The organism is Zoogloea sp. (assembly GCF_023150065.1).
Lineage (GTDB): Bacteria > Pseudomonadota > Gammaproteobacteria > Burkholderiales > Rhodocyclaceae > Zoogloea.
Map to the genome: position 1 here is coordinate 1 of NZ_JAKLLN010000038.1, position 15438 is coordinate 15438.

The following is a 15438-nucleotide window of genomic DNA, read 5'->3' on the forward strand; positions in this document are numbered from 1 at the left end:
ATCAGGATGCCCCGGTCGGCGCCGATGGCCATGGCGGTGCGCAGGGTTTCCTGGCTCTGGGCCGCGCCGGCGGATACGGCCACCACCTCGGCGGCCTTGCCGGCTTCCTTCACGCGCACGGCCTCCTCGACGGCGATTTCGTCAAAGGGGTTCATGGCCATCTTCACGTTGGCCAGCTCGACGCCGCTCTGATCGGCCTTGACGCGGACCTTGACGTTGTAATCGATGACCCGCTTCACGGGAACGAGAATCTTCATGGCTTGCTAGTCTCCGTTGGACTTATTCAATGGCCGAGGCCGACTTGGCCTGCTGGCGCAGGACGAACTTCTGGATCTTTCCGGTGGAAGTCTTGGGCAGGACGCAGAACTCCACGTGCTTCGGTACCTTGTAGCGGGCCAGGTGCTCGCGGCAGTGGGCGATGATGTCCTCCACCGTGACCTTGGCGTCCTCCTTGACCTCGATGTAGGCGGCCGGCACCTCGCCCCACTTCTCGTCGGGCCGGGCCACCACGGCGGCGGTCATCACGGCCGGGTGGCGGTAGAGCACGTCTTCCACTTCGAGGGAGGAGATGTTCTCGCCGCCGGAGATGATCACGTCCTTGGAGCGGTCCTTGATCTTTACGTAACCGTCCGGGTGCATCACCGCCAGGTCGCCGGTGTGGAACCAGCCGCCGGCAAAGGCCTCTTCGGTGGCCTTCTCGTTCTTCAGGTAGCCCTTCATCACCAGGTTGCCGCGGAACATGATCTCGCCCATGGTCTCGCCGTCGGCGGGCACCGGCTCCATGGTTTGCGGGTCGAGCACGGTGATGGCTTCCTGCATGTGGTAGCGCACCCCCTGGCGGCCGTTGCGCTCGGCGCGCTGGGCGATGGGGAGTGCGTCCCACTCGGGGTGCTTGGCACACACGGATGCCGGGCCGTAGGTTTCGGTCAGGCCATACACATGGGTGATGTCGAAGCCGATGCGCTCCATGCCTTCGATGATGGCGGCGGGGGGCGCGGCGCCGGCGATGAGGGCCGAGACCTTGTGTTCGATGCCGGTGCGCAGGCCTTCGGGGGCATTGATGAGCATGCCGTGCACGATCGGAGCACCGCAGAAGTGGCTCACCTTGTGTTCGCGGATCAGCTCGTAGATCAGGGCTACATCCACCTTGCGCAGGCACACATTGACGCCGGCGTTGGCGGCCAGGGTCCAGGCGAAGCACCAGCCGTTGCAGTGGAAGAGGGGCAGGGTCCAGAGGTACACCGCGTGCTGGGGCATGCCCCAGCTGATGATGTTGGAGGCCGAGTTGAGGTAGGCGCCGCGGTGGTGGAAGACCACGCCCTTGGGGTTGCCGGTGGTGCCCGAGGTGTAATTGAGGGCAATGGCGTCCCACTCGTCGGTGGGCAGGGACCAGGCGTAGGCCGGGTCACCCTTGGCCAGGAAGTCCTCGTACTCGATCTCGCCCAGGCAGGTGGTGCCCGGGTATTCCGCGTCGAGGGCGTCGATCACCAGGGGTTTGGGCCCTTCCAACAGTTCCAGCGCCGGGGCGATGATGGCGGCGAACTCGGGGTCGGTGATGAGCACCTTGGCCTCGCCGTGGGCCAGCATGAAGGCAATGGCTTCCGGGTCGAGGCGGGTGTTGAGGGTATTCAGCACGGCGCCGGTCATGGGCACGCCGAAGTGGGCTTCGACCATGGCGGGCACGTTGGGCAGCATCACCGCCACGGTGTCGCCGCGGCCGATGCCGCGCTGGGCCAGGGCGCTGGCCAGGCGGCGGCAGCGGGCGTAGGTGTCGCTCCAAGTGAAGCGGCGGGTGCCGTGGATCACCGAGGTGCGCTGGGGATAGATCTGCGCTGTGCGCTCGAGAAAGGACAGCGGCGAGAGCGGGACGTGGTTGGCTGCACACTTGTCCAGCCCGATATCGTACGGGGTGTTCGACACCTTCATCTCCTCCTGGTTTCTGACGCCACCACATGGGTGCAGCAGTGGCTCTGGGGCCTTCCCCTTTGAGGCGTCCGTGACGGACTGCCGGGGATCGGGGCGAAGATTCGCAAACAAAGTTGTCGGAACTTTGGTGGAAATGTACTGAATTTTGTCGGCCCCTTTCGGGGGCCCGGGCTGTGGCTAGAATCAATGCCAAGAAACGTGTCTGCGGAGTGGCGATGAACGGACATCCGGAACCGGCCGGGGGTGGGGAAACAGCGGTGTCCCCTGAACGGCGTTACCAGGAAATGCTGGGGGCGGGGCTCGACCTGCTCGATCAGGGCGTGACCGTGTTCGACGCCGAGCTGCGCATGGTGGCGTGGAATTCAGCCTTTTTGCGCCTGCTGGACTTCCCCGACAGCCTGGCGCGGCCCGGCGTGTCCTTCGAGGATTTCATCCGTTTCAACGCCGAGCGGGGCGATTATGGCCCCGGCGACCCGCTCGCCCAGGTGGCCGAGCGGGTGACCCGCGCCCGCAGCTTCCAGCCCCACGTCACCGAGCGCATCCGCCCCAACGGACGCATCCTGTCCATCCGCGGCTTTCCCTTGCCCCACCAGGGCTTCATCACCGTGTACACCGACATCACCGAGCAGCGCCGGGCTGCCGAGCAGATCGCCCGCCACCAGGCCGAGCTGGAGGAGCACATCGAGTCCCGCACCGAGGCCCTGACCCGGGCCAACGAGGAGCTGACCGCTGCCATCGAGAGCAACAAGGCCATCACCCAGGCCTTGCGCCGCAGCGAGCAGCGCCTGCGCGAGATCACCGACGCCATCCCGGCGGCCGTCGCCTACTTTGATCGGGACTGGGCCTACCGCTACGCCAACAAGGGCTATGCCGAGTGGTTCGGCTGGTCGGCCGACCAGGTGGAGGGACGCAAGATCCAGGATGTGGTCGGACAGGAGGTCTTCGAGGTGGTGCAGGCCCACGTGGCCCGGGCCCTGGGGGGCGAGCGGGTCACCTATGAATACCAGCTCACCGGCCGCGACGGCAGCCCGGCGAGGGCCCGCAGCACCCTGGTGCCCGACGTCGCCCCCGACGGCACGGTGCTGGGCTGCTACGTGCACTCGGTGGATGTCACCGAGCAGCGTCGTACCCAAGCTGCCCTGGCCCAGGCCCAGAAGATGGAAGCCATCGGCCAGCTCACCGGCGGGCTGGCCCACGACTTCAACAACATGCTCACGGTGGTCATCGGCAACCTGGTGGCCCTCAAGGAGAACCACCCCGACGACCCCCTCACCGAGAACTTCGTCGAGCCCGCCATGCACGCCGCCAACCGGGGCGCCGAGTTGATCCGCAGGCTGCTCGGATTTGCCCGGCGCCAGCCCCTGGAGCCCAAGCCGGTGGAGGTCAACGAGCTGATCCTCGGCATGTCCAAGCTCATCCGCCGCTCCCTGCCCAGCACCATCGCCGTCAGCACGGCGAGCCGCGAGCCCTGCCTGGTGGCCATGGTGGACGCCCACCAGCTCGAGAACGCCCTGCTCAACCTGGCCCTCAATGCCCGCGATGCCATGCCCAACGGCGGCGAGCTGCGCATCGAGTCATCCCTCGAACAGCTCGGCATCCATGCCGCCGCCGACCTGGAAGTGCCCCCCGGTGATTACGTCCAGATCGCCGTCACCGACAACGGCATGGGCATGGACGGCAGCACGCTGGCGCGGGTCTTCGAGCCCTTCTTCACCACCAAGCAGTTTGGTCTGGGCAGTGGCCTGGGCATGTCCATGGTGTATGGCTTCACCAAACAGTCGGGGGGCGGGGTGCGCATCCGCAGCCGCCAGGCCCGGGGCACCACGGTGGCGGTGCTGCTGCCGCGGGTCGAGGAAGATGCGCCCGAAGCCCTGCTGCCGGCGGGGCGGGAGGTGGATGCGGCCGATCTGGCCGGCAAGCTGGTGCTGCTGGCCGAGGACGACGCCGACGTGCGCAGCGTGGTGCGCATGCAGCTGGCCGAACTGGGCTGCGCCGTGGTTGAGGCCGAGAACGGCGCCGAGGCTGCCGACATGGTCGAGAACATCCCGGCCATCGCCCTGGTCATCTCCGACGTGGTGATGCCCGGCGTGATGGACGGCCGGGCCCTGGCGCGCTTCGTGCGACGCTTCCGGCCCGATCTGCCGATGGTGCTGATGAGCGGCTTTGCCGAATCCCACGCCGGGGGGCCGGACCAGGACGCCGACCTGCCCCTGCTGGCCAAGCCCTTCACCCGGGACAAGCTGCTGGCGGCCTTGCGTCCGCTGGGCGCTTGAGCCAAGCTCCCCAGCCATGTCTACCGCCCGCAGCCCCGAGCTCATCTACGTGGTCGAAGACGAGGCGGCCATCGCCCGCCTCATCGCCGACACCCTGGAAAAATTCGGCTATCGCACCGAGCTGTTCCGTACGGCCGAGGCCTTTTTCCATGGCCTGCGCCACCGGGCGCCGGATCTCGTCGTGCTCGACCTGGGGCTGCCCGACATGGACGGCATGGCGGTGCTGCAGCAGATGCGTGGCAAGCACACCTGCGGCCTGCTGGTGGTCACCGGCCGCGGTGACATCTACGACCGGGTGATGGGCCTGGAACTGGGCGCCGACGACTACGTGGTCAAGCCCTTCGAGCCCCGGGAGCTGATCGCCCGGGTGCGCAGCATCCTGCGCCGCTATCCGGGGCAGGTGGTGCTGCCCGCCGACCCGGCCCAGCGGGTGGCCGAGTTTGCCGGCTGGCGCTTCGAGCCGGGCAGCAACACCCTGATCAACCCCGCCGGCCAGCAGGAAACCCTCAGCACCGCCGAAGCCCAGCTGCTGTCGGTGCTGCTGGCCCATCCCAACCACATCCTCACCCGCGAGCAGCTGCTCGGCGGGCGGGACGTATCCGCCCTGGACCGCAGCATCGACCTGCGCATCTCCCGCCTGCGCCGGCGTTTCGAGGAAAATCCCCAGCACGCCAAGCTGATCAAGACGGTGTATGGCGCCGGCTATCTGCTGGCGGCCACCGTCACCTGGTCCTGACCGGCACCACGTCGATGGTCCGGGCGTGGTCGGCCTGGCCGCGGCGCAGGGCCTCGGGCAGCATGCGCACCAGCCAGGCCACCAGCAGCGGAATCAGCACCAGATCGTCCACCAGGCCGATCACCGGCAGCACGTCGGGGATCAGATCCACCGGCGAGATCAGGTAGAGCGCGATCATTGCCACCGACGGCCGCAGCCAGCCCGGCCGGGCCGGGTGACGCAGGGCGTACCACAGAATGGCGGCATCCTTGCGGATCAGGGCATACAAGGCGGCAAACTTCTTGAACATGGCAGCGATCTCCCAGACGGGGTGAAGGACAGGGGCTCAGACGGGTGATGGCGTCCAGAAGTGCCCCCGGGTTTTGTAAGCATGCGTTTCGTGGTTGATTGCCGCGGCAAAAGGTCGCAGCGCACCGCGCCGGACCGCACCGCCCGCCCGCCTCGCGTTAAGCTGCTGCCCGTTCAATTCAAGGAGTCTGTCGTGAGTCAAACCCGCAAAATCGTTGCCCTGATGCTGACCAGTCTCGTTGCCGGCGCTGCCGTGGCCGCCGACCTGGAGATCAAGGAGCCCTGGGTGCGTGGCACCGTCCCGGCCCAGAAGGCGACCGGCGCCTTCATGCAGCTCAGCAGCAAGGGCGGCGTGACCCTGGTGGGCGTGGCCAGCCCCGCTGCCAAAGTGGTGGAACTGCACGAGATGGTCATGGACAACAACGTGATGAGGATGCGTGCCGTCCCGCGTCTCGATGTGCAGCCGGGCAAGCCTGTCGAGCTCAAGCCCGGCAGCTATCACGTCATGCTCATCGACCTGAACAAGCCCCTCGCCAAGGGTGAGGTGGTGCCCATCACCCTGAAGGTGGAGGGCAAGGACAGGAAGGTGGAAAACGTGGAAGTGAAAGCCGAGGTGCGCGATCTGACCGCGGCGGCGCCGATGGACCACAAGCACCACCATTGATGCCCGGAGCCCGGGCTCCATGGCTCGGGCATCCTTCAGTCACGCTCGAGGCGCCGGGGACCGCGCACAACCCCCCTTCTCACCCGTCTCGCAACGTTCCTGCCCCTGATTTATTTTCCGCTTGAGCGCCTTTCCAGGGTCAAATATTCCTTTGTCTGGATATCCTTATGAGATATGGCATGTGGAATGCTTGGTGCTTTGTGGAAACCGTCTTGTTGCAGATTTCGGGGTAGATCATGAATCGTCGTCAGTTTCTCAATGTGGGGGCGCTGCTTTCCCTCACGCTGGCCAATCGCAGGGCGCTGGCCACTCCGGGGGATATCGTCCTCGGCCAGTCGGTTCCCCTCTCCGGGCCGGCCAAGGATCTTGGGGTCGAGATGCGGGATGGCGCCTTGCTCTGGTTCAACAACGTCAATGCCCGGGGCGGGGTCGGCGGACGCAACATCCGCCTCGAGACGCTCGACGATGGCTATGAGCCTGAACGGACGAAGGCCAATACCGATGCCTTCGTCAAGAAAGGCGTCGCAGCGTTGTTCGGCTATGTGGGCACGCCCACTTCGCTGGCGGCGAAGCCCATTTTCGAGCAGGCCAATCTGCCGTTCATCGCCCCGTTTACCGGAGCCGAAGCGCTGAGAAGTCCGAATCATCCGCTGATCTTCAATATTCGCGCCTCGTATTTTGAAGAGACGGAGCATCTAGTCCAGCATTTCTGGAGCCTCCTTCAACGCAAGTTTGCCGTGGTCTATCAGAACGATGCGTATGGCCAGGCTGGCCTCAACGGGGTGGTCAAGGCGCTCGGCAGTCGGGGGGCGAAGGTTGTGGCGACAGGGACGGTCGAGCGCAATTCGGCCAATGTCGAGGCTGCGCTCAAGGCCATCCTGCCGGCCAGTCCGGACCTCGTCGTGATTGTTTCCACCTACGGTACGGCCGCTGCCTTCATCAAGCAGGCGCGCGCCATGGGCAGCCCGGCCAGCTTCGCCAGCATCAGCTTTGTCGGCCCGACTTCGCTGGCCAATGCCCTGGGCAAGGATAAAACCGGGGTCATGGTCAGCCAGGTGGTACCGCTCAAGGGCGTGGGCATCTTCAGCGAATTCGCCAGGATGCTTCCGGCCGGCACCGCGGTGACGCCGGTCGCGCTGGAGGGCTTCATCGCCGCCAAGGTCATGACGGATGTGCTCAAGCGCGCCAACGGTCCGGATGGGCTGCTGACGGCCCTCAACAACACCAATGTCGATGTCGGTGGCTATCGGGTGAAGTTCTCGCCCGGCAACCATGCCGGGTCGAAGTACGTTGATCTTTCCATGCTGCGCGCGGACGGAAGCTGGGCGGTCTGAGGCGGCAAACGGATTCAGGGGCCCCGATCAAGGAGCGCCAGGCTGGTTTCAGCGCCAGAAGAGGGGATATCCGGGGCAAAACTGGGGCCGCCTGCAGTTTTCCCTGTCAATTACCGAAACTGCTCGTCGAGATCCCTGGAACCATGCAGAACCCGGACAACATCAATCCCGTCGAGCAAGGGCATGAAGAAAACGACGTACCGGCCGAATGCAAGGCTGTGGATCCCGGGTGACAGCTCATCACGAGCCCGTCCCATCTCGGGTTGAGTCGCCCACAGGGTCAGGCTCTCGTCCAGGCGATCGACCCAGCGATCTGCTTCGACAACGCTGTCCTCTGCGATGTAGCTCCAGATATCGAGAATGTCGGTTTCCGCCTGGGGGCGACGCGTGACGCGCGCCATTCACGCAGCGTCCGACTTGGCTGCTTTCCGAGCGCGCGCTTTCTTTTTCAGGGCTGCGGCGTCCCAGGCTGCACTCGGCCCACTCTCCAGTCCCTTGCGGACTTCGCGACGCAGCTCCTCCAGTTTTGCCTCTCGCATGCGGTCCTGCTCCTCCATCAGGCGGAGTGCCTCCCGAACGACCTCGCTCGCGGATGTGTACAGGCCGGAGCTGACTTTTGCTCGCACCATCTCCTCAAGCTGAGGGGTGAGGTTGACGTTCATGCCCATGATTCGCGCCTCCTGATCAAGAGCTGCCCATCCTATCAGGCTATGTCAAAGATTGACATTCATCTTGGTGTCACCCATCAGGCAAGGCTCCGGACTCTGGTTCAGCACACTTGCGCGGTCGCCCCGACTGACTCGGTACCGCCCTGCGGCCAACGACCGCCTCGATGTCCCTGGCTAAGCGCTCGTCACCCAGCACAAAGTCGCCATTCGTCGCACGCCGAATCTGATCCACCAGCCCGGGTTCCTGTTCGTGCCGGAACAACTCCCGATACGTCGCTTGCCGTCGTTCCGCATCCTGCCCCAGTGCCGAATAGAGACCGTGCACCTGGATGAGCGGGCTGGCCTCACCACTCGGCAGTGGCCCGGTAGCTTGACCATGGGTAGTCAGCCGGATGCATCATTATTAATCGAATCTGAGTCGCGTAAACTGCTTTTGGCAGCCGCTGTCTTTTGTGGTGGTCTTGTTGTTGAAGATTTCCTTTTCTTGCGCGAAGTGCTCGCCCGCATCATTCCTCAGGATCTCTGAGAAGATCACTGTGCACTGCGATCTGTTCCAGCGGTACCTGACCTCATAGTCCTTGTTTTCTTGGAACTGAATTTTAAGAGGGACGCCGCATTGATAGTGGAAGCTGCCTTCTATTTCGTTCCCCCAGAACATTGCATATAGAGGTTTGTCGTTCGATACGTAGACTTCCTTTGCAGCGTTGTCGTGATAATTCCATAGAGGCATCCCCAATCGCTTTACAGATCCTCTTAGCAATGTGCCGACACGCAGGCGCATCCACTCGTGTTCAGCTCCAGAGCAATCATCTCCGTCATATACTTTCAATACAGATGGGGAAACCGTGTCTGTTACAAATCTCACTCTGGCCCGACTCCCTGTTTGTGGTTCCGTGTAGGTAAGAGCTGCGCAGCCTGATAACGACAGCGTGAGCATACCGATCAGTAAATGGCGCACGAATTCTATTCCTGAAGTCCGAAGTGATAGGAGTGGTCCGGCTGACCGCGGTAGGTCTGCCTGAATGATTAAAAAGGAGATTCTTAATCCGTTTGATGTGCTCGCTGCTCTGCGTCAGAAAGCGTGCCCGGGAATTGTGAGTGGCACGCCTGAATGGGGAGCAGCAACCGAATTGGGTTGGCCTGGCAAACTACTTACTGAAGAACCCGATGATCTGTAAATTCATAGTCGGCCATGCAGTCTGCTGTTGGGTCACGCTTTACGTTTGAGAACTTTACTGCGTTATTGTCAATAAACGTATAGACGTATAAATCAGGGGTTAGGACGCCATCAGTAAGCAGTGATAGTCTGCCGTCTTTGACTTCCCAGTGCCCCCTCTCCTTCCCAAGGATTCGTGTTTTTCCCGGGTCGCTGTAAAAGGTGGCTTCGAATTTCCCGTCTGCTGTTCTGCCCATTTTCCAAGCCATAAATGAGCACTTTCCTTCTTGGCTTCTTTGTCCCTGCCAATTTCCGACCAAGCGAGTGTCAGTGGATTCGGCAATAGACGAAAACGAAGCAAAAAGAAGAGGGGCTGTGAGAAAAAAGGTCTTCATTCTGAAAGCCATATTTCTCCCCTGAGGGTTGTTTAAATTTCTGATGTCAAGTGGGTGGCATCTGTTGCCCAATTTTCCAGGACGCACCGATTGGTCGTGTTGTGAATCTTGAAAATGCCATCAAGATACCGTCAGCCAAGATGTCGTCTCCCCTTCGGGAGCTTGGGGGGCTGATTGCTACGATGGTTGGATCTTCTGGAGGCTTGCCGATGGGTAAGCACTGCAGCCCTAAGTAATCGGATATGTTCATGCGGTGTGAATTTACCGCTAAGCTTATATTAATGACAAGTGAATTTTTTGTGTGCCCGTGCTCGCTGGCGGCGCGTGTGGCTGTCGCTGACTTAGCAGCCCCCTACCGTAGCCCCTGCTGCTCTGCCAGTTTCTCCTCGATCCGGCTCACCGCCCGCTGTAGCGCGGGCAGGTAGCGCCGTTCTGCCTCCTTCAGCGTCACCATGCGGTTCAGATAGACAAGGTTGATCGCCCCCAGCGGGCGCTGATTCAGCATGATCGGCAGCGCAATGGCCCCCACCTTGCGCTGGGAGGTCCATTCTCCGTCGTTGCTTCCGTAGCCCTGTTCGCGGGTACGCCCCAGCACGTTGGCCACAAAGCGTTCGTCCGCCGCCAGGCGGGCCTGGTCGTCGTTGCCGGCGCGGACCAGTTGCAGGATTTCCTCGCGCTGATCGTCCGGGCAGGCGGCCAGGAAGGCGCGGCCGGCGGCGGTGAGCAGCATGGGCATGGTCTGGCCCACCATGGCACGGTGGAAGGACAGGGGGCTGAAGCGGTGGGTGGATTCGCGGATGACCAGGTGGGCGCCCTGGGGGGTGGTCAGGTCCGAGGGCCACACCACGGCCTGCAGCAGCTCCGACAGGGCCGGGGCGACGATGCCGGAGATCCAATCGTCATCCCGGAAGCCTTCCGCCAGGGAGCGCACCCGCAAGGCCAGGCAATAGCTGTCGTCCGAATCGCTGCGCCGCACATAGCCTTCGGCGATCAGGGTTTCGAGCAGGCGGCGCACCGTGGTGCGATGCAGACCGGTGGCTTCGGCCAGTTGGGCGAGGCTGGAGCGCCCCCCTTCCTGCACGTTGATGGCCCGCAGCAGGTCCAGCCCGCGGGTCAGGCCGCGGACCAGGGCGTACTCGGAGCCGGTGTTTTTGCGTGGCAAATTTTTGATTTAAATCAATGTTGTGCAAGGAGTGGACGTTTCGATTTTATTTTTTACCTGCCCGAGTCGCAACCCTAGAATCCGCTCAACAAGTTTCTCATAACGTAATTTCCGGCGCCGGCCCATCCGTTCCACGGGGGCTTCTCCTGGCGAACCGGAAACACCAGGAGACAATTCATGAGCGAGATTCAAGGCTTCGATGCCGACGTGATCGTCGTCGGCGCCGGCCCGGTCGGCCTGACCATTGCCAACACCCTCGGTTTGCACGGCATCAGCGTGATGCTCCTCGAAAAGGGTGATGCCCTCATCGACTACCCCCGCGCCGTGGGTATGGACGACGAGTGCCTGCGCAGCATCCAGGGCATCGGTCTGGTGGAACAGGTGCAGCAGCACCTCACCCCCTTCCACTGGATGCGCTTCGTCAATGCCAGCGGCCGGGTGTATGCCTCCATCGAGCCGCGCACCGACGAGTTCGGCTGGTCGCGCCGCAACGCCTTCAACCAGCCGGCGGTGGATGTGGAACTGCTCAATGGCCTGAAGCGTTTCCCCAATGCCTCGGTGTTCCTGTCCTCCGAGCTCGAGTCCTTCGAGCAGGACAAGGACGGTGTCACCCTGAAGATCAAGAAGGCCGGTAGCCCCCAGACCCTGCGTTGCCGCTACCTGGTCGGCGCCGATGGTGGCCGCAGCGTGGTGCGCACCCAGCTGGGCGTCGGTTTCGGCGGCTTCACCGATACGTCCCAGTGGCTGGTGGTGGACATCCGCAACGACCCCCTCGGCGTGCCCTACATCTACATGCACTCCGACCCCAAGCGCCCCTACGTGTCGGTGGCCCTGCCCGACGGCGTGCGCCGCTTCGAGTTCATGGTGTGGGAAGGCGAGACCGAGGAGCAGATCACCGCCCCGGCGCGCATGGCCGAGCTGCTGGGCAAGGTGCTGCCCGCCGGCACCGACATCAACAAGCTCGACTTCATCCGCAAGCGCGTCTACACCCACAACGCCCGCATCGCCGACCGCTGGAAGGTGGGCCGCGTGATGCTCTCCGGCGACGCCGCCCACATCATGCCCGTGTGGCAGGGTCAGGGTTACAACACCGGCATGCGCGACGCCACCAACCTGGCCTGGAAGCTGGCCTGGGTGGTCAAGGGCCTGGCCTCCGACACCCTGCTCGAGACCTACAACATCGAGCGCCCGCCCCACGCCAAGGCCATGATCGACCTGTCGGTGGCAGCCGGGCGCATCTTTTACCCGCGCAATGTCTTCAAGGCCGCCGTTCGCGACGCCAGCACCTGGCTGCTCAACCAGATCCCGGCGGTGAAGCGCTATTTCAGCGAGATGCGCTACAAGCCCATGCCCTTCTACGCCGAAGGTCTGGTGGTGCACGAAAAGACCCCGCGCAAGAACTCCCCGGTGGGCCGTCTCTTCATCCAGCCCCGGGTGCGCACCCAGGCGGGCGAGGTGAAGCTGCTCGACGACGTGATCGGCACCGGTTTTGCGCTGCTGTCCTGGGGCGCCGACCCCAACTACTGGCTCACCCCCCGCAGCAAGGCCATTCTGGCCGCCATGAATGCCCGCATCCTCACCGTCAAACCGGTGGTGCAGATGCAGCGCCGGGTGGACATCAGCGCCGCCACCGAGGTCATCGGCGACGAGCAGCTGCGCCTCAAGGACTGGTTTGGCGAGCACCCCGGCTCCATCGCCCTGATCCGCCCCGACCGCTTCGTTGCCGGCATCGCCTTCCCGGTGGAGATCAACGAGCTGCTCGAAGCCGTGGCCGGCAAGATGGGCCTCAACGTGGATGCCGCCCGCCCGGTCGCCGCCCTGCAGGAGGCCGCATGAGCTTTCTGCTGCAATGCCTCTCCCACACGCCCCTGAAGGGCTATGTAGACCCGCTGCCCGACGTGGTCGAGGAGGCCGGCCGCATCGTCGCCACCCTGCGCGCCGAGGTGGAGGCCTTTGATCCCGAGCTCGTCTTTCTCTTTGCGCCGGACCACTACAACGGCTTCTTCCTGGATGCCATGCCCCAGCTGTGCATCGGCACCTCGGCCACCTCGGTGGGCGACTACATGACATCGCCGGGCCCGCTGGACGTGCCCCGGGACATCGCCGAAGCCTGTGCCCAGCACGTGGTGGCGGCTGACATCGACCTGGCCATCTCCTACCGCATGCTGGTGGATCATGGCTTCGCCCAGCCCCTGGAGGAGATCTGCGGCAGCCTCGCCCGCTACCCGGTGATCCCCCTCTTCATCAACAGCGTGGCGCCGCCGGTGATCAGCTTCCGCCGGGCCCGCCAGTTTGGCGAGGCGGTGGGCGAGTTTGCCCGCAAGCTGGGCAAGCGCACCCTGATCATCGGTTCCGGCGGCCTGTCCCACAACCCGCCGGTGCCGCAGATCGCCACCGCCGTGCCCGAGGTGGCCGAGCGCCTGATCGCCGGCCGCAACCCCACCCCCGACGCCCGGGCCGCGCGCCAGCAGCGCACCATCGACGCTGCTACCCTGTTTGCCGGCGGCGACAGCCCCCTGCGCCCCCTCAACCCCCAGTGGGACGAGGCCTTCATGGCCAACCTGGCCTGCCAGGACTGGACCGCCCTCGACGCCTACGGCAACGCCGCCATCACCGAAGCGGCCGGCGCCTCGGCCCACGAAGTGAAGACCTGGGTGGCCGCCAACGCCGCCATGAACGCCGCCACCGGCGGGCACTACCAGGTGCAGTCCCGCTACTACCGGGCGATCCCGGAATGGATCGCCGGCTTTGCCGCCCTGACCGGCGTGGCCGCCTGACCCCGAACAACAGCATCCAGATACCCAACCGAGGAGACAAACCATGAAAACCCGCCAACTCATTGCCCTGGGCATTGCCGCCCTGGCCGCCGCGCCGGCCCTGGCCGACATCAATGTGGGCATCATCGCCTCCCTCACCGGCCCGGCCGCCGCGCTGGGTGCCGAGACCAAGAAGGCCGTGGCCCTGTTCCCCAGCACCATCGGTGGCGAGAAGATCAACTTCATCCTCCTCGATGACGGTACCGACCCCACCAACGCCGTCAAGAACGTGCGCAAGCTGATCTCCGAAGACAAGGTGGACGCCATCCTCGGCCCCAACCTGATCAGCACCGCCGTGGCCATGGCCGACGTGGCCAACGCCGAGAAGACCCCCATGATCTCCGTCGCGCCCCTGGACGTGTCCGGCGACAAGCGCGGCTACATCTTCCGCAGCGAGCCTTCCGCCGACCTGATGGTGGGCCGCATCGTCGCCGACATGCTGGAAGGCGGCGCCAAGACCGTGGGTTTCATCGGCTTCTCCGACTCCTGGGGCGAGCTGCTGCTGAAGGCCCTCACCAAGGCCACCGAAGGCAAGATCAAGATCGTCGCCACCGAGCGCTACGGCCGCGCCGACCCCAGCGTGCAGGCCCAGGTACTCAAGGTCATGTCGGCCAAGCCCGATGTGGTCTTCGTGGGCGCCTCCGGCACCCCCGCCGCCATGCCCCAGATCACCCTGCGCGAGCGCGGCTACAAGGGCAAGATCTATCAATCCCACGGCGTCACCAGCAAGGAGTTCCTGCGGGTTGGCGGCAAGGCTGTGGAAGGCGCCCTGATCCCCGTGGGGCCGGTGCTGGTGGCCGAACAGCTGCCCGATAGCCACCCCACCAAGAAGGCCGGCGTGGCCTTCGTGAAGGAGCTCGAAGCCAAGAACGGCCCCGACTCCCGCTCCACCTTTGCCGGCGCCTCCTGGGACGCCTGGCAGCTGCTGCAGAACGGCATCGTCGCCGCCCAGAAGGCCAAGGTGAAGTCCGGTACCCCGGAGTTCCGCAACGCCCTGCGTGAGGGCATCGAGAAGACCAGCAAGCTGGTGGGCACCAACGGCGTCTACACCATGGGCGCCACCGACCACGCCGGCTACGACGCCAGCGCCATCGTGCTGATCAAGGTTGAGAACAACCACTGGAAGCTGGTGAAGTGATGAGCGACGCATCCCTGCTCGGCACGGATGCCGCGGCGGCCCTGCTCAAGGCAGCGGCCGCCAGCGGGCAGCCCATCGCCCCCCTGCGTGACCGCCTGGCCCAGTGCGACCAGGATGGTGCCTACGCCGTCCAGGAGGCCAACACCCGCGCCTGGCTGGCCGAAGGCCGCCGCCTGGTGGGGCGCAAGATCGGCCTCACCTCCCTGGCCGTGCAGGCCCAGCTGGGGGTCGATCAGCCCGACTTCGGCATGCTGTTTGCCGACATGGCCGTGGGCGACGGCGAGCCCGTGGCCCTGGGCCGGCTCATCCAGCCCAAGGTCGAGGCCGAAGTCGCCCTGGTCATCGGCCGTGACCTGACCCACGAGCGCCACACCTACGCCGACCTGATCCGCGCCACCGAGTACGCCCTGCCGGCCATCGAGATCGTCGACAGCCGCATCGAGAGCTGGAACATCCGTTTCGTCGACACCGTGGCCGACAACGCCTCCAGCGGCCTCTTCGTGCTCGGCGGCCAGCCGCGCCGCCTGCAGGACGTGGACCTCACCGCTTGCGCCATGGAAATGCGCCGGGGCGACGAGGTGGTCTCCCGGGGCAGCGGCCGGGCCTGCCTGGGCAGCCCCCTCAACGCCGCCGTGTGGCTGGCTGACGTGATGGTGCGCTGCGGCCGCCCCCTGCTGGCCGGCGACATCGTGCTCACCGGCGCCCTCGGCCCCATGGTCGCCGTCCGGCCGGGCGAGCGTTTCGACGTGTCCATCGACGGCCTCGGCAGCGTCACGGCCCTGTTTGCCTGACGCGTCCCACCCAACAAGAGAGAATTGCCATGACCCAAAAAATCAAATGCGCCCTGATCGGCCCCGGCAACATCGGGACCGACCTCTTGGC

Annotated in this window: 15 protein-coding genes and 1 pseudogene; 8 read left to right on the forward strand and 8 right to left on the reverse strand. The window is 64.6% G+C overall.

Going from position 1 to position 15438, the window contains the following annotated elements; all coding sequences use genetic code 11:
- Positions 1 to 257: pseudogene (locus tag L6Q67_RS22795) on the reverse strand (electron transfer flavoprotein subunit beta/FixA family protein); the annotation flags it as partial.
- A gap of 22 nt (positions 258 to 279) precedes the next feature.
- Positions 280 to 1926 (reverse strand): acyl-CoA synthetase, encoded by a 1647-nt coding sequence (locus L6Q67_RS22800; protein ID WP_296575515.1) that lies wholly within the window; start codon positions 1924 to 1926, stop codon positions 280 to 282.
- Positions 1927 to 2183: 257 nt separating this feature from the next.
- Between L6Q67_RS22800 and L6Q67_RS22805 the strand changes: the two genes are divergently transcribed.
- Together L6Q67_RS22805 and L6Q67_RS22810 are read left to right on the forward strand one after the other, a co-directional pair.
- Entirely contained in the window at positions 2184 to 4199 is a 2016-nt protein-coding gene (locus L6Q67_RS22805) for a PAS-domain containing protein (RefSeq protein ID WP_296575518.1), read from the forward strand.
- A 16-nt stretch (positions 4200 to 4215) separates the two neighbouring features.
- Positions 4216 to 4935 (forward strand): response regulator transcription factor, encoded by a 720-nt coding sequence (locus tag L6Q67_RS22810; protein ID WP_296575521.1) that lies wholly within the window; start codon positions 4216 to 4218, stop codon positions 4933 to 4935.
- Here L6Q67_RS22810 and L6Q67_RS22815 read toward each other — a convergent pair.
- Complete coding sequence (locus tag L6Q67_RS22815) at positions 4922 to 5224, reverse strand: YkvA family protein (RefSeq protein ID WP_296575524.1); 303 nt, start codon at positions 5222 to 5224, stop codon at positions 4922 to 4924. The two genes, L6Q67_RS22810 and L6Q67_RS22815, sit on opposite strands and share 14 nt — an antisense overlap.
- Positions 5225 to 5446: 222 nt before the next feature.
- On the opposite strand from L6Q67_RS22815, the gene L6Q67_RS22820 reads away from it, so the two are divergent.
- Positions 5447 to 5887, forward strand: coding sequence for a copper chaperone PCu(A)C (locus L6Q67_RS22820; RefSeq protein WP_296575568.1), 441 nt, complete (start codon positions 5447 to 5449; stop codon positions 5885 to 5887).
- A gap of 236 nt (positions 5888 to 6123) precedes the next feature.
- Positions 6124 to 7221, forward strand: coding sequence for an ABC transporter substrate-binding protein (locus L6Q67_RS22825; RefSeq protein ID WP_296575536.1), 1098 nt, complete (start codon positions 6124 to 6126; stop codon positions 7219 to 7221).
- 110 nt (positions 7222 to 7331) lie between these two features.
- Here the strand turns inward: L6Q67_RS22825 and L6Q67_RS22830 are convergent, their stop codons facing one another.
- The 5 genes from L6Q67_RS22830 to L6Q67_RS22850 form a co-directional block, all read right to left on the reverse strand.
- Positions 7332 to 7622, reverse strand: coding sequence for a type II toxin-antitoxin system RelE/ParE family toxin (locus L6Q67_RS22830; protein WP_296575540.1), 291 nt, complete (start codon positions 7620 to 7622; stop codon positions 7332 to 7334).
- The gene (locus L6Q67_RS22835) at positions 7623 to 7889 is read right to left on the reverse strand and encodes a type II toxin-antitoxin system ParD family antitoxin (RefSeq protein ID WP_296575543.1); all 267 of its coding nucleotides are present in this window, start codon (positions 7887 to 7889) and stop codon (positions 7623 to 7625) included.
- A 403-nt stretch (positions 7890 to 8292) separates the two neighbouring features.
- The gene (locus tag L6Q67_RS22840; protein WP_296575547.1) at positions 8293 to 8847 is read right to left on the reverse strand and encodes a hypothetical protein; all 555 of its coding nucleotides are present in this window, start codon (positions 8845 to 8847) and stop codon (positions 8293 to 8295) included.
- 194 nt (positions 8848 to 9041) lie between these two features.
- Positions 9042 to 9440, reverse strand: a complete 399-nt coding sequence (locus L6Q67_RS22845; protein WP_296575550.1) for a hypothetical protein — start codon at positions 9438 to 9440, stop codon at positions 9042 to 9044.
- Positions 9441 to 9792: 352 nt separating this feature from the next.
- Entirely contained in the window at positions 9793 to 10602 is an 810-nt protein-coding gene (locus L6Q67_RS22850) for a DNA-binding transcriptional regulator (protein ID WP_296575553.1), read from the reverse strand.
- 177 nt (positions 10603 to 10779) lie between these two features.
- On the opposite strand from L6Q67_RS22850, the gene L6Q67_RS22855 reads away from it, so the two are divergent.
- Genes L6Q67_RS22855 through mhpD form a run of 4 tightly spaced genes read left to right on the forward strand, consistent with a single transcriptional unit; the run spans position 10780 to position 15347 of the window.
- The gene (locus L6Q67_RS22855; RefSeq protein ID WP_296575558.1) at positions 10780 to 12438 is read left to right on the forward strand and encodes a bifunctional 3-(3-hydroxy-phenyl)propionate/3-hydroxycinnamic acid hydroxylase; all 1659 of its coding nucleotides are present in this window, start codon (positions 10780 to 10782) and stop codon (positions 12436 to 12438) included.
- A complete protein-coding gene (locus tag L6Q67_RS22860; RefSeq protein ID WP_296575561.1) occupies positions 12435 to 13379 on the forward strand; it encodes a 3-carboxyethylcatechol 2,3-dioxygenase in 945 nt (314 codons plus the stop codon). The genes L6Q67_RS22855 and L6Q67_RS22860 overlap by 4 nt, the downstream gene beginning before the upstream one ends.
- 43 nt (positions 13380 to 13422) lie before the next feature.
- Entirely contained in the window at positions 13423 to 14556 is a 1134-nt protein-coding gene (locus L6Q67_RS22865; protein ID WP_296575564.1) for an ABC transporter substrate-binding protein, read from the forward strand.
- Entirely contained in the window at positions 14556 to 15347 is a 792-nt protein-coding gene (mhpD, locus tag L6Q67_RS22870) for a 2-keto-4-pentenoate hydratase (RefSeq protein ID WP_296575566.1), read from the forward strand. Before L6Q67_RS22865 ends, mhpD begins: the two co-directional genes overlap by 1 nt.
- Positions 15348 to 15438: the final 91 nt, after the last annotated feature.

Coding starts and splice junctions, on each gene's coding strand:
- L6Q67_RS22845 (WP_296575550.1), bottom strand. CDS start 9,440: ATGAAGACCTTTTTTCTCACAGCCCCTCTTCTTTTTGCTTCGTTTTCG.
- L6Q67_RS22860 (WP_296575561.1), top strand. CDS start 12,435: ATGAGCTTTCTGCTGCAATGCCTCTCCCACACGCCCCTGAAGGGCTAT.
- L6Q67_RS22830 (WP_296575540.1), bottom strand. CDS start 7,622: ATGGCGCGCGTCACGCGTCGCCCCCAGGCGGAAACCGACATTCTCGAT.
- L6Q67_RS22855 (WP_296575558.1), top strand. CDS start 10,780: ATGAGCGAGATTCAAGGCTTCGATGCCGACGTGATCGTCGTCGGCGCC.
- L6Q67_RS22800 (WP_296575515.1), bottom strand. CDS start 1,926: ATGAAGGTGTCGAACACCCCGTACGATATCGGGCTGGACAAGTGTGCA.
- L6Q67_RS22835 (WP_296575543.1), bottom strand. CDS start 7,889: ATGGGCATGAACGTCAACCTCACCCCTCAGCTTGAGGAGATGGTGCGA.
- mhpD (WP_296575566.1), top strand. CDS start 14,556: ATGAGCGACGCATCCCTGCTCGGCACGGATGCCGCGGCGGCCCTGCTC.
- L6Q67_RS22820 (WP_296575568.1), top strand. CDS start 5,447: ATGCTGACCAGTCTCGTTGCCGGCGCTGCCGTGGCCGCCGACCTGGAG.
- L6Q67_RS22825 (WP_296575536.1), top strand. CDS start 6,124: ATGAATCGTCGTCAGTTTCTCAATGTGGGGGCGCTGCTTTCCCTCACG.
- L6Q67_RS22865 (WP_296575564.1), top strand. CDS start 13,423: ATGAAAACCCGCCAACTCATTGCCCTGGGCATTGCCGCCCTGGCCGCC.
- L6Q67_RS22815 (WP_296575524.1), bottom strand. CDS start 5,224: ATGTTCAAGAAGTTTGCCGCCTTGTATGCCCTGATCCGCAAGGATGCC.
- L6Q67_RS22810 (WP_296575521.1), top strand. CDS start 4,216: ATGTCTACCGCCCGCAGCCCCGAGCTCATCTACGTGGTCGAAGACGAG.